Here is a 22,361-nt window from a genome sequence, read left to right on the forward strand (position 1 = left end):
TGATAACCAACGTGCAAAGTTGCGTTTCAACACGGGAAATTGGCATCTGATGAATTCTGGCTGCGAGTTCGAGCGGCGATCGTGGCTGGCGCGCAACCGCGTGACGCTGATATCGGCTGCGGCGATTGCCACCTATGCGATTTTTGTCGAATGGGTCTGGGGCTGGCAAACGCTGCTCGAGCAATGGACGAAAATCGGTGTCGGTTCCGGGCTCGCGGCGTTGGTGCTTCTTGTCGCGACCTATTTCATCCGCTGCTATCGCATCTACGATTACTTCCCGACGGAGACGTCAGGCCGGTTTCTGGCGCTGTTTCGCGTCACGCAGGTGCATAATCTCCTGAACATCATGCTGCCGTTTCGCGCCGGAGAGACGAGCTTTCCGCTGTTGATGCGGTCGGAATTCTCGATTCCGCTGGCGCGCGGAACCGCGGCGCTGCTGGTCATGCGGCTGCTCGATCTACATGCCCTGTTGACGGTCGCTGCGATCGGCCTCGTTTTCGGCCGTGGGTCAGCTGTCGCCTGGGCGCTCTGGATCGCAGCGCTGGTCTCGCCGCTTCTGGTCTTTCTGTTGAAGGATCGCGTGGTCGCCCTGGGGCGGCGGTTGCTGCCGGCAAGACTGGAATCGATCGTCGAAGAGTTGAATGCAGGTCTGCCCGGCGCGACAGGCGCATTCCTCAGGGCCTGGGCGATGACCATTCTGAATTGGGCGGTCAAGGTCGTTGTTCTCGCCTGGGTTCTGGCGATCATGGGCGTTGCGCCGCTTGCTGCCTGTTTCGGCGGAGCGCTCGGTGGCGAGCTCTCCTCGGTGCTGCCGATGCATGCGCCGGCGGGCGTCGGCACCTATCCGGCGGCGATCGCCGCCGGTGCCGTTTCTTTCGGAGCAGGGGCGGACCGCGCGGCGCTGGAGCAGTTGGCCGGGGCCGGTGTCAACGCGCATCTGCTGATCATCGTGTCCGCTGTCGCGGGCACGATGCTGTCGATGCTTCTGCAGAGAAAGCCTTGAGCGTCGCTGCTGGCCGAGGGGCTACTGGAACGACGTCTCGTAGAAGCTTCTGAGCTTGCGCGAATGCAGCTTCTCCGGCGGCATCGCCGCGAGTTTCTGCAGGGCGAGAATGCCGATCTTCAGATGCTGGCTCACCTGTGTCCGATAGAAGGCAGTGGCCATGCCTGGAAGCTTCAGCTCGCCGTGAAGCGGCTTGTCGGAAACGCAAAGCAGCGTGCCGTAGGGCACCCGGAAGCGGAAGCCATTGGCGGCGATCGTTGCCGATTCCATATCGAGCGCGATGGCGCGCGCCTGCGACAGGCGCTTGACCGGCCCGCGCTGGTCGCGCAGTTCCCAGTTGCGGTTGTCGATGGTGGCGACGGTGCCGGTGCGCATGATCTGCTTGAGATCGTAGTCGCGATAGCCTGTGACCTCGGCGACGGCGTCCTGCAACGCCACCTGCACTTCGGCAAGCGCGGGCAGGGGGATCCAGACCGGCAGGTCGTCGTCGAGCACATGATCCTCGCGCATATAGGCATGGGCGAGCACATAGTCGCCAAGCCGCTGGCTGTTTCGGAGCCCGGCGCAGTGCCCGAGCATCAGCCAGACATGCGGGCGCAGCACGGCGATATGGTCGGTGATCGTCTTGGCGTTGGACGGGCCGACGCCGATATTGACCATGGTGATGCCGCCGTGGCCCTTCTTCTTCAGGTGGTAGGCCGGCATCTGCGGCAGGCGGGCGAGCGTATGGTCGGTTTCCGGCCTGTCGGCGCCGGCCGGGGTGATGATGTTGCCGGGCTCGACAAAGGCCGTGTAGCCGTTGCCGCCTTCCGCCATTTGCCGGCGCGCCCAGGCGCAGAACTCGTCGACATAGAACTGATAGTTGGTGAACAGCACGAAGTTCTGGAAATGGTTCGCGCTCGTGGCCGTGTAGTGGCTGAGGCGGGCAAGCGAGTAGTCGATGCGCTGGGCGGTGAACGGCGCCAGCGGCGAGGGCTCCCCCGGGCCCGGCTCGTAGGAGCCGTTGGCGATCTCGTCGTCGGTCGTCGTCAGGTCGGGCGCATCGAAGAGATCGCGCAAGGGAATATCGATGGTGCTTGCCGCGGATGCCTCCACATGGGCACCTTCGCCGAAGGCGAAATGCAGCGGGATCGGGGTGGCCGATTCGGATACGGTGACGCCGAGGCCGTGATTGCGCATCAGGTGCCCGAGCTGCTCCTTCAGGTAGTGCCGGAACAGTTTCGGCCGCGTGATCGTCGTCGTATAGACGCCGGGTGCACTGACATAGCCGAAGGACAAGCGGGAATCGACATGGCCGAAGCTGCTCGTCTCGATGCTGACCTGCGGATAGCAGGCGCGATAGCGGGTCAGTGGCTTGTCGGTCTTGCCCAACTCCTCGAAAGCCTCTGTGAGGAATCGGGTATTGCGCTCGTAAAGCGCCTCGAGGCAATCGACGGCGGCGGCAGGATCATCGAAGAACTGCGGCTCGAAAGGCTCGGGCGTGCTGATCGAAAGGGCGGAGTGTGAAGAGATTTGCTTGTTCATGTCGCATTATAGGCTGCGGCATCTGACAAGCAAACGACAAGATGCGGACATGCACAACTGCGTCGATCAACACAACTCTACAGCGCCGCGCGTCAGATATGACGCGCGAAGGACGCTGTAACACTTTAAGCTTGCTGCATAATTTTCGCCTCAAATCGTTTTCGATTGAAGGAATTATGCAGTAGCTGCCCCTAGCGCGGTCCGGCGAGGATGATGGCGCTGCCGACGAGGGCGACGGCCATCCCGGTCAGATCCCAGCGGTCAGGTCGCACGCCTTCGGCAAGCCACAGCCAGATGAGCGAGGCGGCGATGTAGACGCCGCCATAGGCAGCATAGGCGCGGCCGGCCGCCCCGCTGTCGATCAAGGTCAGCAGCCAGGCAAACAAAGCCAGAGACACCATGCCGGGGATCAGCCACCAGATCGGCTTGTCGAGTTTCAGCCAGGCCCAGAAGGCAAAGCATCCGGCGATCTCGGCAAGGGCAGCAAGGGAATAGACGGCGTAGGCTGGCATCGATGGCGGGTCCTTTCAACCGTGAAAGGACAGGAAGGCGCTCGGCGATGCAAGAGAGACAGGCAAAATAAAAAGGCGCCGATGGCGCCTTTGGTCAGCTCATCGATTGACGCTGCAGCGTCACGAAGAGAACGAGGCCGGCCCCCTGCTTGCCGATACCAAGGCCATTGGCCTTGCTATAGGCGAGCGCCCCCACCGGCGCCATCAGCAGGCTGGCAAGTGCAAGGACACGCAGCGAGAGAAAGGCGGATGTGGAAAGGGCGGCCAGCATGTCGGTCTCTCCGTTAGAGCTTGGCTTGGCAGTATTGCGCCGTGTGCGCGGTGCAATCCGTCAGCGAGCCGAGATAGGTGTTGCTGCGGCGACGTTCGGTATCTGCGCTGACTGCGGCGGCAAGGGTCATCGCAAAGACAACCATCAGAAGGCTGATAATGGTGAGGCGCCGAGCAAGAATGTCCATGGTTCTGTCCGTTGGTCTGGAGGCGGTTCAAATCGATTGAGTGTGTTTTCGCACAACCAAACTGAACTCTTGCTGATATGGCCGTTCATCTGGCGTTCATCTTGTGATTGATGTCGCTGCCGTTCTCGCGGGCAGGGGTGTGCCCAACCCAGTGACCCCAATGCATCCGGAGAGAATGGTAACTGCCCAGATCGAGCTTTGTTACTGGCGTGCGCCGAACGGCTGGAAGTCACCGCCATCCTGGAGGAATTGGGCGCTCCCTATGAGGTAAAAACCTCAACATCGGCGGGGCGAGCAGTTCGCGCCGAAGAACCGCATGCCGGCGATCATCGGATGTGGCCCGCAGTCAAGAAACCCATCGGAGTTAGAAAGGAAGAACGTGCCTGCCAGGCAAGCCTTGTCGAAGACAGGCACGCACAAAAGATCATCTTTGGGCAACGTGCCTGCTGATAGGCGCAAAAAGGGCGACCCGACGGCCGCCCTTTGTAAGTGATCGATCCTAGAGGCGCGACCAGGTCTGCGATTTGCAGAGAATCTTGAGCACGCAGCCCTTCATCTTCAGCGAGTTGCCGTTGACGGCGCCCGAACCGCTATAGGTCTTGTCGGTTTCGGGATCGGTAATTTCGCCTGAATAGCTGCCATCCGTGCCGGACAGATTGCCGATCCGCTTGCCGGCGTGTTTGCCGGTCTTCAGCGTGACGCAGAAGGCACCGCCGCAAGGGGCAATCTCGGCCGTCGCGCCGGTTGCGGTCTTCCAGTTGCCGACGATCGCTTCGGCGGCAACGGCCGTTCCGGCGACGCCAAGAGCGAGAGCCGCGGTCATGAACAGGGTACGAATCATTCATTCCTCCAGATAAGGCCGCCGGCGCGGTCCGCTTCGCCGGCATCTCTTCAGATATCCTCGTTTGAAAGGCAGTCTCCTCACCGCCGCCGGCAAAGTAGCTTACGCGCACGTAAAGGTAAACTGGTTCGAGTGCGCCTATTTGTGCTTTTTATTTGCCGGTTTTCGGCCGAGAAAAATCGAGGAAATCCAGGACTGGCAGGTCGGACACTTTTTTCGTGGTTACCGTTTGGTTGAAATCGGCGGTTGAATATTTCGTAAATTTTTATGCGAATGCGCCAGATTTCCGGCCTTTCGATGTTTAACAAAAACTCAAGTTTACCAAGTGTTTGAACTTTGTTTGTCTCAAATTAATCATGCATTTTAAGCGCGTATTGAAGGCCGTGCTGCATAGTAAGACCCATAAGACGAGCGGAGAAATTCACCCCGCCAAATGACCGAAGATGACGCTGCAAAAGATGGCGCGGTTCGGAAAGGCCCACAAAGAGGCACGGTCGAACAGGGACCAAAAACGAATGCTGATCTGGAGCATGGTCCGCCTCTAAAGGGCGGGCCGCTTCGGAAAACCAACCAGGCAAAACAGGGACAAGACAATGGCACGCTTTGATATGCAGGTTGCTTCGAATACCGCGATGGGTGGTGAAAACCAGGCGGACGTCTTCTGCGAAATGGGTCTGGCCTATGCGACCGGTCGTGGTCGTCCGGTCGATCTGGTGGCCGCCCATAAATGGCTGAACATCGCCGCGATCAAGGGCTGCGACCGCGCCGTCGATCTGCGCGCCGACCTATCGATGACGATGAGCAAGTCTGATCTTGCAGCAGCACTTCGCGCCGCCCGCGAATGGATGACCGTTCACTGAACGGCAAGGCGGGGGGCCAAGCTCCCGTCCCGCGGCGCCCGCAAGCGGGCAGGCGCCGGGCATGATGGCCTACTGGCCGCCTGCCAGTTTCGCCAGAACCTTCGGCAGGGCGGCTTCAAGCAGATCCATCTCCGCCTCAGGCCCGGTGCTGACGCGAATGCAGCGATTGAGCGGGGCGACGCCGGGCATGCGGATGAAGATGCCGTGGTCGCTCATCAGCGTATCGACGATCGCGCGCGCATAGACCGCGTCCCGTCCACAATCGATCGCAACGAAATTGGTCGCCGATTCGAGCGGCGACAAGCCGTTGCTCCTGGCGATCTCAGCGATGCGCTCGCGCGAATGCGCAATCTTCGCCGTTACCGAGCTTAGATAGTCCTGATCCGCAAGCGCTGCGACTGCCGCCGCCACGCCGATCCGATTCATGCCGAAATGATTGCGGATCTTGTCGAACGCCTGGGCGGTCCCGGGCGTGGTGATGACATAACCGACGCGCGAGCCGGCAAGGCCATAGGCTTTCGAGAACGTTCGGGTCCTGACGACATTGGGCATGTCTATAAAAGCGTCGATTGCGGGCAGGGCCTGCGCCGGCGCCGTCTCGCAATAGGCCTCATCCAGAATGAACAGCGTGGTCTCGGGCAGGGCCTTGGCGAATTCGACGATGCGTTCGGTGTTCCACCAGCTTCCCATCGGGTTGTCCGGGTTGGCGAAGTAGACCAGCGGGGCATTCTCCTGTTTGACGGCTGCAAGCAACCCGTCGAGATCTTCGCGATCGCCGACATAGGGCACAGTCGCCAGCCGGCCGCCGTGACCGACGACGTGATAGTTGAACGTCGGATAGGCGCCGAGCGAAGTGACGACAGGCATGCCCGGCTCGATCACCATCCGCACGATCTGCCCGAGCAGTCCGTCGATGCCTTCGCCGATCGCAATGTTGGCGGCAGAGACACCGAGCCGGGCGGCCAGCGCCTGCTTCAGATCATGGTTTTCCGGGTCCGCATATTTCCACGTTCCCGTTGCCGCCTCTCGCATCGCTTGCACGACGCTTTCAGCAGGCCCAAACCCGCTTTCGTTGGCGCCGATGCGGGCAGCAATGGCGCGCCCACGCTGGCGCTCGATGGCCTCGGGTCCGACGAAGGGTATCGTGGAGGGAAGGGATTGGATGAGCGGCGTGAAGCGAGAGAATGCGGACATGCTTTATATAAGGCTCCGTTCGAACAAAGTTCGCGGAACTTACTGCATAATTCCTTAAATCGGAATCGATTTAGGGCAAAATTATGCAGCAACTCAAAGTGTTACAGCGACCTTTGCGCGTCTAAACAGACGCGCGGCGCTGTAATGCATGCTTTGGCAATGCGGAATCTCTTCGACGAGAAAAACCGACCCGAATTGTTGGATTTTGACGGCCTGTTGCAACGGCCGCATAGGCATTAGCGGCGCTTGGGCGCTTTCGCGTCCTGGCCGGTGAAGAACTCCTGCCGGATGATCTCGCGCAGCAGGGTCTGTTCGATCGGCTTGATGAACTGTACTCCGATGCGATCGCCATTTCGATAGACCTCGGCGCAACCGATGCGAAGCGGGGTGCCGATGATATGAAGATAATAATGCTGCGGCAGGCCAATGGTGGTCTGCACTGCAAAGCTGGCGCCACCGCGGGAGATATCGATCATCCGACAGGTTCGGACCGACACGCTGCCAAGCCCCGGCTGTACCGTCGTCAGGGTGGCGGCATGGCCGATGGAAAAGCGCTCGTAGCGACGCTCGTAGAACGGCGAGGGCACGCAGGAATACATCGTCTGCTGCATCTGTCATTCTCCGTCAACGCCGGATCGCGAAATGCGATCTTTGCCAAACTCGGCCTTCGATCGTGGGCAATTCATTCGCCCACGCTTAATCCTCGTCTCAATGTCGAGGTAAGTCGAGTGCAGTCTCGGTGCAGAAGTTTGCAATCCGCTGAAGGAGATCGATAAAAATCTAACATCGGTCATTTTCCCTCGGCGGAACCCGGCCGCGGTCAAAAGCCGCCGCTTGAAAATTGCATGCGGATCAGCCGGCTGACGAAATCGGGAGCGAGCAGCATGTTGAAGCGCACGCCGAGCTCCGCGCCGTTGCGATGAACTTGAGAACAGCCGATCTCTTCCTTGAATCCGTCGATCTCCAGAAAGAAGTGTTTCGGCACCATGAGTGCGGCATTGAAATCGAGCATGGCGCCGGCGATCGAAATGTGACGCAGCAGGCACTGATATTTGGTCTTTGCCTTGAGGTGCTGGCCGATGATCAGAATCCGGCAGGGACGCTCAATGAAGTAATGTTGATACGTCGCTGCCAGTTGCCCTGGCTTCGCTTCCGCGACGTGCATTTTCATCGACATGGCAAGCTCCGAGAACGCATAGCCTTTCATTGGCGCAGGAGGCGCATCGGGCCATGACGGAGTCACCCCGGCCCGAGCGACGCGGCGTCTGAGTTAAGATCGCCGACTTGCTTCGACCTTGCGGGAGCGCGAAAGACGAACTGCCTCAAAAAAAATATGGCGACCGGAGACATTGAAAGCCCCTGGCTCATACGTAATAGTTTCATCAGGGCATGATTGTGGGGCGGCGGCATCGTCCCGAAGTGCCGTCAATGGGGTTGAGCGCCTCCCGTCTCCTGCTCCCGATGAGCCAGGGGATAAAGGGTTGTGCCGGAGGGAAGTGCATGTTTACGGGGCATTCGTCGCGTTGGCGGCCGTTCGTCATTCTGTTCGTGGCGGTGCTGGCGTTTGCGCCAGCCGATGTCTTGGCTGCAAAGCGTGTCGCCCTTTTGATCGGCAACGAGAAGTACGAGGCGACCTCTCAACTCAACAATCCCGCCAATGACGTCGAACTGATGAAGGCCTCGTTCGAGGATGCGGGCTTCGATTCCGTCACCACGGTTCATGACGTCGGGCGCCAGGACATGGTCAAGGCGCTGCGCGATTTCGAGGATCTGGCAACGGGCGCCGATGTGGCGATTGTCTACTACTCCGGCCACGGCATGGAAATGAACGGCCAGAACTTCCTTCTGCCGACCGATGTGCAATTAAAGACGGACAAGGATATCGAGGACGAGGCGATCGGCCTTGATCGGGTTCAGCGGTCGCTCGAGGGTGCAACCAAGCTCAAGCTGGTGATTCTCGACGCCTGCCGCAACAATCCGTTTGAGCAGAGCATGACGCGGTCGATCTCGACGCGCGCGGTTTCCCGCGGGCTCGCGCGTGTTGAGCCCGAATCGGCCGACCTGCTGGTCGCCTTCGCGTCCAAGGCCGGAACAGTTGCGCTCGATGGCGAGGGCAGGAACAGCCCTTTTGCCACAGCACTTGCAAAGTATCTGACTGAGCCGGGCGTCGACGTGCGCATCGCCTTGGGCAAGGTGCGCGACGAGGTGGTGTCTGTCACAAACCGCGGCCAGGAGCCCTTTGTCTATGGATCGCTCGGTGGCGCCCAGATCTTCCTGAACATAAAGGAAGTGAACATCAACATCACCAACAACGGTGAGCAGCTCTCGCCAAACAGCCAATCGGCCGCTGCTGCCGATTGGCAGAACATCCGCGATCTCGCCGACAAGGATCTGATCGCTGCCTTCCTCGCCAAGCATGGATCCGATCCTGTTTATAAGGTGCTGGCGGAAAAGAAGCTGAAGCTTCTGGCCGAGGCTGAGCAGACGTCGAGCGCGACGCCCGACGAGATTGCCTGGGACGCTCTGAAGCAGTCGACCGACGCCGCCGCGCTCACGCGGTTCCTCGAGCGTTATCCCGACAGCAAGCACAAGGTGGAGGCGGAGCAGCAGATTGCCGCGCTCGAACCGCAGAAGGGCCTCAACATCTCGCAGACCGGCAAGGACACCCAGGCTTCGCGCGATTGCTATCTGCTGGCAGGCGAGCCGCAGTCCATGCCCGGCTTCGTCGGCGTCAACTTCCTGAAGCTTGATTCCGCCCGGGCGCTGACGGCCTGCGCCCAGGCGGTCAACGAGAATCCCGACGACATGATGCTCGTCAATATGCTGGGCCGGGCCCAGGATGCCGGACGCGACTATGTCGAGGCACGCCACAATTATCAAAAGGCCGCCGACGGCGGCAATATGTACGCATTGACGAATCTGGCCTGGTTCTCCGTCTACGGCACCGATGGCGCCGTCGATGTCGACCAGGGCAAGCGCATGTTCGAGCAAGCGGCCAAGGCCGGCAATGCCTATGGCCAGGCATCGCTCGGCTGGCTCTATCGCGAAGGTTACGGCGGCATCGCCCAGGACTATGATGAAGCTGCCAGGTGGTATCAGTTGGCCGCCGGTCAGGGTTATGCCAACGCCATGGCCACCGTGGGCTGGTTCTATCGAGAGGGGCTTGGCCTGCCCAAGGACCTGGCGCAGTCGCTGTCCTGGTACAAGAAGGCGGCCGAAGGAGGCGACGTCAACGCCATGTCGTCGCTCGGCTGGGCCTGCCAGAACGGGCTTGGCACCGAGCAGAACTATGCCGAAGCCAAGACCTGGTACGAAAAGGCGGCCAATGTCGGCGATTCCTATTCCATGGCATTGCTCGGCTGGTTCTACGATGTCGGCACCGGCGTCGCCCAGGACTATGCCCAGGCACGCACCTGGTACGAGATGGCGGCAAATGCCGGCAGCGCCTACGCGATGGGAAATCTGAGCCGTCTTTATGACTATGGCCTCGGCACCAAGGCGGATGCGAAGGAGGCTGTGCGCTGGGCGGCAGCCAGCGTCGAGGGCGGCGATCCGGCCAAGCTTCAGGAGCTCAAGACCCAGCCGAGCAATTTTACACCGGCCTTCCGCAAGGAGATGCAGGTGCTCTTGAAGGATCGCGGCTTTTATAGTGGTCCCGTCGATGGAGATTTTGGTGCCGCGACGCTCGATGCGATCGATAGGCTTTCGCGAAAGACATAGAGCGGCGCAGGCGACAGCCAGATTCCGTTCTGTTTGCCTCACATTGCTGCCGCCGCCGCGCAAACCGCAGCTTCCCGCATGTCTTCGAGGGCATGAACGGGCCGGTTCCTCGGGCGCCCACATGAAAATGTGCCGATTTGCCGGAAACCGACAAAAAAATCTTGCATTGCCCGCGGTCTGACACTAGTCAGGCGCTAACGGAGAGGTGGCCGAGTGGTCGAAGGCGCTCCCCTGCTAAGGGAGTATACCCGGAAGGGTATCGAGGGTTCGAATCCCTTCTTCTCCGCCATCACCCTCTGATGGTTGATTTTTCCCGCTCATCGTATGTCAGTCGCCCGCTCGTCGGCCGATATGTCATTCTTCAATCCAGATGACATCGGCCTAGCTGCAAGCGGGAATGCATTCTCGGCGCCATCTGCACCAATGTCGATGAACCTCCTTGGCTTCGGTAAGCCATCTTCTCCACCCAGAATCAGACGTCGCGAACGATCGACTGCGAATCTCTCGCATTGATTCTGGCGATTCCGGTGGTCGGAGCGGCAGTGGGCAATGTCGATTCCGTGAAATGTGGCGGTGCTGCACCTCGCTCTTCCCAGGAAATTGGCTGGCCGGATCGGCTTTTCCCCCCATTTTGGGCCGCTTTCTGCCTCTTTCTGAAACAGGCGGTACCCCCCGCTCTTTTTCTAAGCCCTCAGGAATAAAGGCTTTTCTTAATCCTTTATTAATTTTCTCAGGCTGCATGCGGCGATTTTGTGTCGTTTCAGCAACAGGGTTCGGCGAAGGGCGGCGGAAAGCACGTCATCTCGCCAGTTGGACGTTGCGCCGATGACCGCGTCTTGTATTTTCAAATCCGGAAGCAAGGGCGGTTGATCGTCCGACTTCTTGAACGTTGGGGATGGGGCAGGGAACGCTGTCCTTCAGCAAAATACCCAGACCCGTTTGAAACTTTTGACTGGAGGTCAGAAATGAACATCAAGAGCCTTCTTCTCGGCTCCGCTGCAGCTCTCGCAGCAGTATCCGGCGCACAGGCAGCCGACGCAATCGTCGCAGCCGAGCCGGAGCCCATGGAATACGTTCGCGTTTGCGACGCTTTCGGCACTGGCTACTTCTACATCCCGGGCACCGAAACCTGCCTGAAGCTCAGCGGCTTCATCCGCGTTCAGGGCTCGTTCGGCCGTGACGCGGTAACCAGCCGTTACAATGGTAACGTTGACGGCCCCGCCGGCACGGTGGCCACGTCGGACTGGGATGTCTTCTCCCGCGCTTACGTCGCATGGGATGCCAAGAGCGACACCGAATACGGCACGCTCACCGGCTTCTTCGCCGCTGAGTTCAACGCCGACAACGACAGCGACATCGGCGACAGCGACTTCATCGACGTCGATGAAGCCTACATCCAGCTCGGCGGCCTCAAGGCTGGTTTCTTCTACAGCTGGTGGGATAAGGGTCTGAACGGCGAAACCGACACGCTCGGCAACTTCACCGAGTTCAACTCGATCGCCTACCTCTATGACGGCGGCACGTTCCAGGCTGGTGTCTCGGTCGACGAGCTCGAAGGTACGGTCACCACCAGGGACAACGGCGTCGGCATTGCCGGTATCGTTTCGGCTTCGCTCGGCGGCGTATCCTTCGACCTGCTCGGCGGCTTCGACACCGAAATGGAAGAAGGCGCGATCCGCGGCTTGCTCTCGGCTGACCTCGGTCCGGGCGTCTTCCAGATCGCTGGTATCTGGGCTTCCAACCCGAACGCTTACTGGGCTCAGTCCGAGTGGACCGTTGCAGCTTCGTACCGCTTCAACGCAACCGACAAGCTGGCGATCACTCCTGGCGCTCAGTACTTCGGTAGCCTGCAGGATTCGCTCACCAGCTTCGGCAACGACGATGCATGGCGCGCTGGCGTAACGGTTGACTACAAGATCACCGAAGGCCTCGCTACCCGCGTGTCGGTTCAGTACGAAGACGAAGACAACGGCGACGACCAGGTATTCGGCTTCGTCCGCCTGCAGCGCGACTTCTAATCTGATCTGACCTCGGTCAGTTTAGAGAAGCCCGGCTTTCGAGCCGGGCTTTTTCGTTTGGCGTCTTCCGTACGGGAAAGACATTCTCCCGCGAGAGCGCAGGCACGCGCTCGTTTAGCGGTGAACAAAGGCGGCTATGGCATGCCTGGGGCCGTCGAGATGCAGTAGCGGTGCATGGCCTTGTCCAGCGGCGGTCACGGTCGCCAAGTTGGGATGCCTATTCTTCATCTCATCAACCGTGGCGCTTGACAGCAGCTTGGAATGTTCGCCGCGAACGACCATCATCGGAAGCCCCGTAAAGGCGTGGAACTGGGGCCAAAGATCCGGCGGTGACATGTCCGCCGTAAGCGCCTGCAGTTGCGCCGCAATTGCTGGGTCGAAATCGGCGGCGGGAACGCCGCCTTCGTCGCGATAGATCGCCCTTGCCATCTGCAGCCAATCGACCTCTCGAAGGATCGGGAAATCGTCTCCGTGTATGGCTTTCAGGTAGTCGGGCGCTGCGGCCCAGCTTGCCGGTCCGGTCCCTGTGTTGAGATAGTCCCGGATCCCGAGCAATCCCTCAAGTTCGATCACAGGCCCGATGTCATTGAGCACGACCCCTGCGATCAAGCCGGGGGCCAGGCCGATCAGATGGTGCAGGATCAGCCCCCCACGTGAGGTGCCGATAAAAATTGCCTTTTCGATAGCGAAATACGCGCAAGCGGTGATGACGTCGGACGTTTCGACTGCAATCGTATAGCGGCTCTTATCGCCGTCGCGTTCCGAATTCCCGCGGCCACGGTAGTCCAATGAGATGACGGGATGCCCGCCTCCAGACGAAGATGCGAGAAAGGTGGCAAGCTCGTGAAAGTCTCGGCTGTTGCGAGTGAGCCCCGGCAGGCAGATGACCGGAGTTGCCGCCCGTGGCTCAGGCTCAGGTCCGTAGGCCCGCGCGTAGAGCTGCAATCCGCCGACCCCGTGGAAACGATGTTCCCGAAACGCGCCTCGATCCATGCTCGCCCTCCATTCAGCGCAGGACCGGATCGTAGCCGTTGAAACGGAAACGGCAAGCACGCGGTCGGGCATTCAGGGACGAGAAGGGCGCTCTTGGTCCGCGTTACCTCTTGGGGCCGCGAAATTGCCGATTGCCGGGGTCACAGATTGAAACCGGTTGTTGCACCGACCTGAGGAGCCGACACATCGGCGTGGCTGCCAGGAGTGGCCGCTTCCTCATTTCTCATTGTCAGTAGGGCGAATAGCACTGCCGCCGCGGGCCGTTATAGGGCTGATACGTGTTGTCCCAGGCCCGATAGGACCGGAATCGCGCGTAGCACCAGCGTGTATGTGGGCTGCCGCCGGCAACTCTCGGACCGTTGTAGTATCTTGGCTGGCTCAACAAGCCGCCGATAATCGCGCCGGCCGCAAGTCCGCCAATGAACGCGCCGGCATCATTATCACGGTCCCGATAGTATCGGCGATAACCATCACGATAATAGCCGTGTCGTTCGCGGTAGTAACCGCGCCGGTCGTACCGATAGCCACGTGCGCAATAGGGGAGACTACACCCACTGCCGCCTTTCCGCGCTTCACCACGCTCGTACGGGAATTGCGCCGGTTGGACATCGGTGGCTTGAGATGCAATCCTCGGAGCGATCGGAAATGCCTGTGCAGGTGGAACGCTGCTCATTGCCGTCAACACCGACAGGGCGATAACTGTTAACGTCTTCATTGCCTTTACCATTTCCGTCGGGAAGACGGAACCTTCAAGCAAGGAAATGCTTGAGATCGTACTTTGTGCCGCCTCCGGAGATCACGATTATTTGATCATCGCCATCTGTCAACGATCACGACGAACAACCAGTATGAACCTAACTTTTCCCGTTGGAACGGGTTCATGGCAGCGCGTTATCTCTTTGTTTTTACGCAGTTTCTGACGAAACGCCGCTGCGCCCTCTTGCCTGAATTGCTCTAAGGCGACTGTCGTCCCATTCTAAGGTCTGCGACTATGTCGGCGCTTTGACCGAGCCTGACTTTGTAGACCTGATAGTTTTCCATCACACGCTGGACGTAGTTCCGCGTTTCCTGGAACGGGATGCGTTCGATCCAGTCGACGACTTCGTCGATCGGTTTGCCGCGGGGATCACCATATCGGCTGAGCCAGTCCGGGACACGACGCGGACCGGCGTTATAGGCGATGAAGGTGAGAATGTAGGAGCCGCCGAAGCTATTGATCTGCTCACCGAGGTAATGCGCGCCGAGGGTGGCGTTGTATCCGGCATCGCTCGTCAGGCGGTCTTTGGAATAGGCAAGGCCGTAGCGGCTCGCCACGCCTTTGGCCGTTCCGGGCAGGAGTTGCAGCAGGCCCCGCGCGTTGGCTGTGGAGACCGCCGCAGGGTTGAAGGCGCTTTCCTGCCGCGCGATCGCATAGGCGAGCGCCTTGCCCGAGCCATCGATGTTGGCCGTCGACGGGATGACACCGACAGGGAAAGCGAGTGCGGCAACATCGATGCCACGGCCAAAGGCGGTCTTGCCGATCTGGAGGGAAAGCTGGTGATTGCGGGCTTTTTCGGCGCGTGCCGAAAGGATCGCCAGCTCGCCGGGGCTCGTCAATTCTTCCGCCAGCGCTCGATAGATGCTGTCGGCGCGCCAGCCGTGGCCGGCGGCGTCGAGCCGTGCGATGGCACGAACCGCCTCGCGGCTTTCGAAACGGGCTCGGTCCTCCGCTGAGGGGGCTGGATAGGTGACATTGAGTGCCTTGCGGCCGAGCCGTGCTGCCGCAAGCTGGCCGTAGAAGGTGCCGGGAAAGCGGGCCGCGTTGGTGAAATAATCCTTGGCGTTGCCCGGTCCGCCCGCTTCCGCCGATCGTCCAAGCCAGTACCAGGCCCGGGATGCCGAAAGCGGCCGGTTCGAAACATCGAGGATCCGTCGGAAATGCCGCGATGCCGTGGCCGGATCTTCCATGCCGCGCAGCGCGTACCAGCCGGCGTGAAACTCTGCGTCGACGATATCGGTCGCCTCGGTCGCCTTGTGGTTGGCAGCAACCCGGTAAGCGCCGCGGAAATCCCCCTTGTCCAGCAGGCCACGGCTGACGATCCGTTGTTCGGTCCACCACTCACCGGGATTGACCAGCGAGTCCTGATCTTTCGGCATCGTGGCCAACAGCTTGGCGGCGTCCGCATACTTGTCCTGCTTGCGCAGGCTTTCGACGCGGATGAACAGGTAGGCCGGGTCACCATGCCACGAGGGATCCACCGCCGATATCAGGGCAGGAGCGTTGGCCGTGCCGCGGCTGACGGCCGCCCAGGCGCGATAGAGCGACTGCGCCTTGCCGAGATCGCTGAAGCGTTCGGCCTGCTCGATGCGATTGCGATAAAGCAGCATCGTCATCCGCTGCCGATGGTCTGCAACAGTCAGCAGGCCGGAGAACTCCGACAGGATCTGTGTTTCCACATCCTTGTCGAGCCCCTGTTTGAACCAGAGTGCGCGCAGCCGCGTTGCTGCTGTCGCACTCTGCCCCTGTGCCACCAGCGCGCGGGCAAGGATGATCGTCCCTTCAGTGGTCTCGGGCTGCGTCTGGCCGAAGGCGGCAAGTATATCGGCGGCTGGCGGGTTTTCGCGATAGAGCGCGCGTTCGGAATTGGCACGCAGAGATTTGAGGCCAGGCCACCCCTGCAGTTCGCGCTGGGCATCGGCAACTTCGAAAGATGGGATGCCGCGTTGTCCCGAAACGGCGATCGCCCAGGTCAGAATGTGACGGTCGAGCGTGCCCTCGCGCATGCCGTTTCGAACGGTGATCGCCTTGGCGGGATCCTTGTTGGAAAGCGCATCCAGCCCAAGCTTCAGGTCGCCTTGGATCGGGGATACCGTTGCGGGGACCGCGCCGGTGATATCTTTGCTCGAAACGCGGCCGGCCTTGTCGGAGATTGCCGGTTTGCTGCCCGGTACCGGCACTTTGTTCGGGGCTTCCGAGGAATTGGCCGACGAGGCCAGCAGCGCTGCGCCGATCATGGCGGCGACAGGCAGAAAGATTGATCCGCGCATCAAGAGCCCCGTGTTTCCCCGTGTCTCACATTCATTTGCCGCCGGATTGCCTAACGAAGGGTTACCGGGGCTTATCGATCATAGCAATCGCACCGCCGCCACCTGCGCACCGGATGGCGAGCCTCAAGGATTATGCGGCTTGCACGTCAAGCTTTTCCGTGAAAACCGGCATGAAATGCCGTGTCACGGCGCTTGCCGCAGCCCCCTCACATGATTATGGTGCGGCAGTTTTTTAACCGTCGATTACGGCCAAAGCGTGAGTGTATTCGCGTTTTTGAGCCGTCAGGAGTTGTGCATGTTCAAGGGTTCCATTCCCGCTCTCGTAACACCGTTCACCGCCACCGGCGCGGTGGATGCGGAAGGTTTCGTCGCGCATGTGGAATGGCAGATAAAAGAGGGCAGCTCCGGTCTCGTGCCCGTCGGCACGACAGGTGAATCGCCAACCCTTTCGCATGCGGAGCACAAGCAGGTCGTCGAGCTCTGCATCAAGGCAGCCGCCGGTCGCGTGCCGGTGATTGCCGGGGCCGGCTCCAATAATACGACCGAGGCCATCGAGCTTGCGCAACACGCCGAAAAGGCGGGTGCGGATGCCGTACTCGTCGTCACGCCGTACTACAACAAGCCGACGCAGAAGGGCCTGTTCGCCCACTATTCGGCGATCGCCGAAAGCGTGAAGCTGCCGATCGTCATTTACAACATCCCCGGCCGCTCCGTTGTTGATATGAGCGTCGAAACGATGGCCGCGCTCGCCAAGGCCCACCCGACGATCGTCGGTGTCAAGGATGCCACCGGCAAGATCGAACGCGTGTCCGAGCAGCGCATGGCCTGCGGCAAGGATTTCGTTCAGCTTTCCGGCGAGGATGCGACGGCGCTCGGCTTCAACGCCCATGGTGGTGTCGGCTGCATTTCGGTCACGGCAAACGTCGCGCCGCGGCTCTGCGCCGAATTCCAGCAGGCAACGCTTGCCGGCGACTACGCCAAGGCGTTGGAATATCAGGATAAGCTGATGCCGCTGCATAAGGCGATCTTCATGGAACCCGGCCTGTGCGGCGCCAAATATGCGCTGAACCGTCTCGGCCGCATGAGCCGTGCGGTGCGCTCGCCGCTGCTTTCGACACTCGAGCCGGCAACGGAAGCCGCCATCGATGCAGCGCTCAGACATGCAGGATTGATGAACTGATGGCACCCAAGGGAAGCCAGCGCACGGTCAAGAAGATTGTCGCGGAGAACCGAAAGGCCCGCTTCAATTATGAGATCGTCGATACCTACGAGGCTGGTCTGGTGTTGACCGGCACGGAGGTGAAGTCGCTGCGCGAAGGCAAGGCAAACATCGCGGAATCCTACGCCACTGACGAGGGTGGCGAGATCTGGCTGATCAATTCCTATCTGCCGGAGTATCTGCAGGCGAACCGCTTCAACCACGAAACGCGCCGTCGTCGCAAACTGTTGCTGTCCAAGCGCGAGGTCAATCGGCTGCAGGGTGCCGTCAATCGCGAAGGCATGTCGCTCATTCCGCTCAAGATCTATTTCAACGATCAGGGCCGCGCCAAGCTCGAGCTGGCGCTCGGCAAGGGCAAGAAGCTGCACGACAAGCGCGAAAGCGCCAAAGAGCGCGATTGGAACAGGCAGAAGAGCCGATTGCTCAAGGAGCGCGGCTAGAGCATTTCCAGGAAAAATGCGAAGCGGTTTTCCGTCAGGAAATACGTAAAACAAAGAGATAGAGCGTTTCCGTGACGCGGCCTAAAGTGGAAACGCGCTAAAAGCGGCCGCACTCTCTCCACGGCTTAGCGCAGCGTAGCCTCTGCTATCTCTTCCGCTGGTGGGCGAATGATTGGCTCGCTCAGATCTCGACGGGGTCGGCCACCGGCTCTACATGCTGCCGGGGAACGCGCTCGGATGGGTCGCGGCCGATCTCGGCGCGCAGTGTGACGAGGTCGATGAAGTGATCTGCCTGTCGGCGCAGGTCATCGGCGATCATCGGTGGCTGGGTCGACATCGTCGATACCACCGAAACCTTTCGACCCTTGCGCTGCAGCGCTTCGACGAGCGTGGTGAAATCGCCATCGCCTGAGAAGATCACCAGATGATCGACAGTTTCCGATTGTTCCATGGCGTCGATCGCGAGTTCGATGTCCATGTTGCCCTTGATCTTGCGGCGGCCGAGCGAGTCCGTGAATTCCTTCGCCGGCTTGGTCACGACCTTGTAACCGTTGTAGTCCAGCCAGTCGATCAGCGGACGGATCGACGAGTATTCCTGGTCCTCGATGAGAGCCGTATAGTAGTAGGCGCGCAGCAGGTAGCCGCGTTTCTGGAATGCCTTGAGCAGTTTGCGATAGTCGATGTCAAAACCGAGACTTTTCGACGCGGCGTAAAGATTGGCGCCGTCGATAAAAAGAGCGATTTTCTCGCGAGGGTCAAACATCGTTATTCCTTTTTAGTGCGCATCGCGTTCGGGTAAACCGCCCATCGGCGGATGCGCGAAAATACGGCCATTACATTAATAATTGCTGATATTGCAAATAATGTAGTTAACCACTTGCATTATTCCAAGCGGCTCCGCGCGAATATAGCTAGTTTTAGCAGTTGCTGCAGTTCGTCCACATAGGAAGTCGGCAGTTTCTACCAGGCGTTTCCGGTTTGCATTAAAATGTGCAACTAGGGGGGGCGCGCGCGAAATCCAGCCCGTCCGCGTGGCATTTTGTTGGGCAGCACCGGATGATGTGAACGCCCCATGCAGGAAAAACTTGAACTTATGCTGTTTTGATTGTATCCGGGCGGCTAATTCCAGAAATCGGAGCCGACGAGGCCGTCATCCGGCGGCCGTTCCGGTCTCGTGTCGTTAATCCGTGCTGCGGCGATGATCGCCGCGCTTTGAGCCCAAAAGGACAGGCAATGGCCCGCGTCACCGTCGAAGATTGCATTGACAAGGTCGACAACCGTTTCGAACTCGTGCTGCTCGCCAGCCACCGCGCCCGCCTGATCTCGCAGGGCGCAGCGATCACCATCGATCGCGACAATGACAAGAACCCCGTCGTGGCGCTGCGCGAAATCGCCGACGAGACGCTCTCGCCCGGCGACCTTAAGGAAGACCTGATCCATTCGCTGCAGAAGCATGTCGAAGTGGACGAGCCCGAGCCCGATCCGGCTTCGCTGGTTCAGGCCGATGCCGACACGACTTTCGCCGAGACGGCGGAAGACGACGATCAGCCGGAAGCAATCACCTTCGACCGCATGTCGGAAGAAGAGCTGCTGGCTGGCATCGAGGGCCTCGTGCCCCCGGAAAAGAGCGACGACTACTGAGATCCGTAACGGAACAAACGTTCCCGCGTGTTTTCAAAGCAGTGCGCCACTCGTATGATTGGCGCACTTTTTTTATTGTCTTTTCCCACGGAGCCGCCAGCGAATGATGCGCCAATACGAGCTCGTTGAGCGCGTTCAGAAATACAAGCCCGACGTCAATGAAGCCCTGCTGAACAAGGCTTACGTCTACGCCATGCAGAAACATGGGCAGCAGAAGCGGGCAAGCGGCGACCCCTATATTTCCCACCCGCTGGAAGTGGCGGCGATCCTCACCGAAATGCATCTCGACGAATCGACGATCGCGGTCGCGCTCCTGCACGACACGATCGAGGATACGACAGCGACGCGGCAGGAGATCGACGATCTCTTCGGCGAGGATATCGGCGCCCTGGTCGAGGGCCTGACCAAGATCAAGAAGCTCGATCTCGTTACCAAGAAGGCCAAGCAGGCGGAAAACCTGCGCAAGCTGTTGCTGGCGATCTCCGACGACGTGCGCGTCCTCCTGGTCAAGCTTGCCGATCGCCTGCACAACATGCGCACGCTCGACCATATGACGGCTGAAAAGCGGGCACGCATCTCCGAAGAGACGATGGACATCTATGCGCCGCTCGCCGGGCGCATGGGCATGCAGGATATGCGCGAGGAGCTCGAAAACCTCTCGTTCCGTCACATCAATCCCGAGGCCTTCGAAACCGTCACCCGGCGTCTGGAAGAACTGTCCCAGCGCAATGAAGGCCTGATCAAGAAGATCGAAGACGAATTGACCGAGCTGCTTCAGACCGAAGGGTTGAAAGGTGCCCAGGTCAAGGGGCGGCAGAAGAAACCCTATTCGGTCTTCCGCAAGATGCAGTCGAAGTCATTGTCCTTCGAGCAGCTGTCCGACGTCTGGGGCTTCCGTATCGTCGTCGACGATATCCCGTCGTGCTATCGCGCACTCGGCATTGTGCATACGCGCTGGCGCGTCGTGCCTGGTCGCTTCAAGGATTATATCTCGACCCCGAAGCAGAACGACTACCAGTCGATCCACACGACCATCGTCGGCCCTTCCCGTCAGCGCATCGAGCTGCAGATCCGCACGCGACGGATGAACGACATCGCCGAATACGGTATCGCCGCCCACTCGCTCTACAAGGACGGCGAGGGGGTCTCCACCGAAACCGCGCTGTCGCCGACGTCGAATGCCTATTCGTGGCTGCGGCGCACCATCGAATCGCTGGCCGAAGGCGACAATCCGGAAGAGTTTCTCGAACACACCAAGCTCGAGCTTTTCCAGGACCAGGTGTTCTGCTTCACGCCAAAGGGTCAGCTGATCGCGCTTCCGCGTGGCGCGACGCCGATCGACTTCGCCTATGCGGTCCATACCAACATCGGCGACACCTGCGTCGGCGCCAAGATCAACGGCCGCATCATGCCGCTGGTGACGCGCCTCAATAACGGCGATGAGGTGGAGATCATCCGCTCGGGCATCCAGGTGCCGCCACCGGCGTGGGAAGAGATCGTCGTGACCGGCAAGGCGCGCTCTGCCATCCGGCGCGCGACGCGCGCTGCCATCCGCAAGCAGTATGCCGGCCTTGGCTACCGTATTCTGGAGCGAACCTTCGAGCGCGCCGGCAAGACGTTTTCGCGCGAAGCGCTGAAGCCCGCGCTGCATCGGCTCGGACATAAAGAGGTCGAGGATGCGATCGCGTCGGTCGGCCGCGGCGAGCTGTCGTCGCTTGACGTGCTGCGCGCGGTGTTCCCCGACCATCAGGATGAGCGCGTAACCGTCAAGCCCAACGCCGATGATGGCTGGTTCAACATGCGCAGTGCTGCCGGCATGGTGTTCAAGTTGCCGGGCCGATCCAAGGAGGCAGGCGAGCCGGCGCAGGCGGAAGGTCCGGAAGCGCTGCCGATCCGCGGGCTCTCGGGCAACGCCGGCGTGCATTTCAGCGCCGCGGGTGCCGTTCCCGGCGATCGTATCGTCGGCATCATGGAGAAGGACAAGGGAATCACCATCTATCCCATCCAGTCGCCGATCCTGCAGAAGTTCGATGACGAGCCGGAGCGCTGGATCGACGTGCGCTGGGATCTGGACGAGGCCAACAGCAGTCGTTTCATGGCGCGCATCGCCATCAGTGCCTTGAACGAGCCGGGCACGCTGGCGGAGGTTGCCCAGTCAATTGCGACGAGCGATGTCAACATTCGCTCGCTTTCCATGGGGCGGGTGGCTGCCGACTTCAGCGAGTTGCAATTCGATCTCGAGGTGTGGGATCTACGTCAACTGAACCACCTGATCACGCAGCTGAAGGAACTGCCCAGCATTTCCACGGTCAAGCGCCTCTTCGAGTGAGGGGGGGCCGCTCGGCCCTCGTATAGGCGGCCAAGCCGTCATCATCGGCACCATTGTTCTCGTCACCGGGCGGGGGCAATGGTTTTTGCCTTGGGGCGCGGATGATGGCCAGACGTTTTTCCCTTCTCGCCTGCGCCTGTCTTGCCGTTTGTTAAGCCCGGCTACACCTGTCTCCGGCCGGGAGACCGCCGTGAGGTCACGGCCACTGCGCGTCTGTTTTGCGCAGTTGCCTTGAATTCAGGCAGGTCGAGGTCTGAAAAGTGGCAAGGCATGCTTGTCGCGCATGGCTGCTGTCTTTTCCTGGCTCTGGTGGAACAGTGGCCTCTAAACTATCTTCTGCATCGGGAGGTAAACGAAGAGGTTTGCCATGTTTAATCAGTTGAGGAAGATCACCCGCGCGCTGCGCGTCGCCACTCAGGAAGAGCGCGAGCTCGCCTATCTCAACGGTTCGGTCGATCGCATCGATCTCGAATACCGTCAGCGCCAGATCGACCGCGGCCTGTTCCGCAACGGCTACTAAGCTGCTGCCTGTTTCCGTATGATGGCGGGAATGGCGAGCCATGCGCCAGGCGAATGGCTCAT

General features: G+C 60.2%; 21 protein-coding genes and 1 tRNA gene. 10 read left to right on the forward strand and 12 right to left on the reverse strand.

The genetic code is table 11. The features are described from left to right. The first annotated feature begins 49 nt into the window (after nucleotides 1-49). The gene (locus AC244_RS00135) at nucleotides 50-1,003 is read left to right on the forward strand and encodes a lysylphosphatidylglycerol synthase domain-containing protein (RefSeq protein WP_053246854.1); all 954 of its coding nucleotides are present in this window, start codon (nucleotides 50-52) and stop codon (nucleotides 1,001-1,003) included. Between the two features lie 21 nt (nucleotides 1,004-1,024). On the opposite strand, the gene AC244_RS00140 is transcribed toward AC244_RS00135, so the two are convergent. From AC244_RS00140 to AC244_RS00150, 5 genes are all read right to left on the reverse strand, one after another. After that, nucleotides 1,025-2,527, reverse strand: a complete 1,503-nt coding sequence (locus tag AC244_RS00140; protein ID WP_053246855.1) for an AMP nucleosidase — start codon at nucleotides 2,525-2,527, stop codon at nucleotides 1,025-1,027. Nucleotides 2,528-2,718: 191 nt separating this feature from the next. Then, complete coding sequence (locus AC244_RS00145; RefSeq protein WP_053246856.1) at nucleotides 2,719-3,039, reverse strand: YnfA family protein; 321 nt, start codon at nucleotides 3,037-3,039, stop codon at nucleotides 2,719-2,721. Between the two features lie 94 nt (nucleotides 3,040-3,133). Beyond that, complete coding sequence (locus AC244_RS37365; RefSeq protein ID WP_162174731.1) at nucleotides 3,134-3,310, reverse strand: hypothetical protein; 177 nt, start codon at nucleotides 3,308-3,310, stop codon at nucleotides 3,134-3,136. 13 nt (nucleotides 3,311-3,323) lie between these two features. After that, entirely contained in the window at nucleotides 3,324-3,497 is a 174-nt protein-coding gene (locus AC244_RS37370; RefSeq protein ID WP_025426369.1) for a hypothetical protein, read from the reverse strand. Nucleotides 3,498-3,996: 499 nt separating this feature from the next. Beyond that, nucleotides 3,997-4,338: a DUF2147 domain-containing protein gene (locus tag AC244_RS00150; protein WP_053246857.1), complete on the reverse strand. Its 342-nt coding sequence runs from the start codon at nucleotides 4,336-4,338 to the stop codon at nucleotides 3,997-3,999. Nucleotides 4,339-4,931: 593 nt separating this feature from the next. Between AC244_RS00150 and AC244_RS00155 the strand changes: the two genes are divergently transcribed. Continuing rightward, nucleotides 4,932-5,198, forward strand: coding sequence for a sel1 repeat family protein (locus AC244_RS00155; RefSeq protein ID WP_025426371.1), 267 nt, complete (start codon nucleotides 4,932-4,934; stop codon nucleotides 5,196-5,198). Nucleotides 5,199-5,267: 69 nt separating this feature from the next. On the opposite strand, the gene AC244_RS00160 is transcribed toward AC244_RS00155, so the two are convergent. From AC244_RS00160 to AC244_RS00170, 3 genes are all read right to left on the reverse strand, one after another. Beyond that, nucleotides 5,268-6,392, reverse strand: a complete 1,125-nt coding sequence (locus AC244_RS00160) for a pyridoxal phosphate-dependent aminotransferase (RefSeq protein ID WP_053246858.1) — start codon at nucleotides 6,390-6,392, stop codon at nucleotides 5,268-5,270. A 236-nt stretch (nucleotides 6,393-6,628) separates the two neighbouring features. After that, nucleotides 6,629-7,003 carry a PilZ domain-containing protein gene (locus tag AC244_RS00165; protein ID WP_053246859.1) on the reverse strand — a complete coding sequence of 125 codons (375 nt, stop codon included), beginning with the start codon at nucleotides 7,001-7,003 and terminating at the stop codon, nucleotides 6,629-6,631. A gap of 209 nt (nucleotides 7,004-7,212) precedes the next feature. After that, on the reverse strand, nucleotides 7,213-7,569 hold the full coding sequence (locus AC244_RS00170) for a hypothetical protein (RefSeq protein WP_053247606.1): 357 nt from the start codon (nucleotides 7,567-7,569) through the stop codon (nucleotides 7,213-7,215). 323 nt (nucleotides 7,570-7,892) lie between these two features. On the opposite strand from AC244_RS00170, the gene AC244_RS00175 reads away from it, so the two are divergent. The 3 genes from AC244_RS00175 to AC244_RS00185 all read left to right on the forward strand — a co-directional run bounded on the left by AC244_RS00175 (nucleotide 7,893) and on the right by AC244_RS00185 (nucleotide 12,130). Continuing rightward, a complete protein-coding gene (locus AC244_RS00175) occupies nucleotides 7,893-10,112 on the forward strand; it encodes a caspase family protein (protein ID WP_053246860.1) in 2,220 nt (739 codons plus the stop codon). A 199-nt stretch (nucleotides 10,113-10,311) separates the two neighbouring features. Continuing rightward, nucleotides 10,312-10,401, forward strand: a tRNA-Ser gene (locus tag AC244_RS00180). Nucleotides 10,402-11,077: 676 nt separating this feature from the next. Further along, nucleotides 11,078-12,130 (forward strand): porin, encoded by a 1,053-nt coding sequence (locus AC244_RS00185; protein ID WP_053246861.1) that lies wholly within the window; start codon nucleotides 11,078-11,080, stop codon nucleotides 12,128-12,130. Nucleotides 12,131-12,244: 114 nt separating this feature from the next. Here AC244_RS00185 and AC244_RS00190 read toward each other — a convergent pair whose 3' ends face one another. From AC244_RS00190 to AC244_RS00195, 3 genes are all read right to left on the reverse strand, one after another. Then, nucleotides 12,245-13,123, reverse strand: a complete 879-nt coding sequence (locus tag AC244_RS00190) for an alpha/beta fold hydrolase (protein ID WP_053246862.1) — start codon at nucleotides 13,121-13,123, stop codon at nucleotides 12,245-12,247. Nucleotides 13,124-13,352: 229 nt separating this feature from the next. Then, nucleotides 13,353-13,838 carry a BA14K family protein gene (locus AC244_RS34910; protein ID WP_082366690.1) on the reverse strand — a complete coding sequence of 162 codons (486 nt, stop codon included), beginning with the start codon at nucleotides 13,836-13,838 and terminating at the stop codon, nucleotides 13,353-13,355. 239 nt (nucleotides 13,839-14,077) lie between these two features. Beyond that, a complete protein-coding gene (locus tag AC244_RS00195; protein ID WP_053246863.1) occupies nucleotides 14,078-16,150 on the reverse strand; it encodes a lytic transglycosylase domain-containing protein in 2,073 nt (690 codons plus the stop codon). A 295-nt stretch (nucleotides 16,151-16,445) separates the two neighbouring features. On the opposite strand from AC244_RS00195, the gene dapA reads away from it, so the two are divergent. Both dapA and smpB read left to right on the forward strand, forming a co-directional pair. After that, nucleotides 16,446-17,330: a 4-hydroxy-tetrahydrodipicolinate synthase gene (gene dapA, locus AC244_RS00200; protein WP_053246864.1), complete on the forward strand. Its 885-nt coding sequence runs from the start codon at nucleotides 16,446-16,448 to the stop codon at nucleotides 17,328-17,330. Then, the gene (smpB, locus tag AC244_RS00205) at nucleotides 17,330-17,809 is read left to right on the forward strand and encodes an SsrA-binding protein SmpB (RefSeq protein ID WP_025426380.1); all 480 of its coding nucleotides are present in this window, start codon (nucleotides 17,330-17,332) and stop codon (nucleotides 17,807-17,809) included. The genes dapA and smpB overlap by 1 nt, the downstream gene beginning before the upstream one ends. 181 nt (nucleotides 17,810-17,990) lie before the next feature. Here smpB and AC244_RS00210 read toward each other — a convergent pair whose 3' ends face one another. Further along, complete coding sequence (locus AC244_RS00210) at nucleotides 17,991-18,572, reverse strand: NYN domain-containing protein (RefSeq protein ID WP_053246865.1); 582 nt, start codon at nucleotides 18,570-18,572, stop codon at nucleotides 17,991-17,993. A gap of 470 nt (nucleotides 18,573-19,042) precedes the next feature. Here AC244_RS00210 and rpoZ point away from each other — a divergent pair, with 470 nt between their 5' ends. The 3 genes from rpoZ to AC244_RS34915 all read left to right on the forward strand — a co-directional run bounded on the left by rpoZ (nucleotide 19,043) and on the right by AC244_RS34915 (nucleotide 22,299). Beyond that, on the forward strand, nucleotides 19,043-19,450 hold the full coding sequence (rpoZ, locus tag AC244_RS00215) for a DNA-directed RNA polymerase subunit omega (RefSeq protein WP_025426382.1): 408 nt from the start codon (nucleotides 19,043-19,045) through the stop codon (nucleotides 19,448-19,450). Between the two features lie 103 nt (nucleotides 19,451-19,553). Next, nucleotides 19,554-21,779, forward strand: coding sequence for a RelA/SpoT family protein (locus AC244_RS00220; protein ID WP_053246866.1), 2,226 nt, complete (start codon nucleotides 19,554-19,556; stop codon nucleotides 21,777-21,779). 367 nt (nucleotides 21,780-22,146) lie between these two features. Beyond that, the gene (locus AC244_RS34915) at nucleotides 22,147-22,299 is read left to right on the forward strand and encodes a DUF3563 family protein (RefSeq protein WP_082366691.1); all 153 of its coding nucleotides are present in this window, start codon (nucleotides 22,147-22,149) and stop codon (nucleotides 22,297-22,299) included. The last annotated feature ends 62 nt before the right edge of the window (nucleotides 22,300-22,361 follow it).

The organism is Ensifer adhaerens, assembly GCF_001270265.1.
Lineage (GTDB): Bacteria > Pseudomonadota > Alphaproteobacteria > Rhizobiales > Rhizobiaceae > Ensifer > Ensifer adhaerens_B.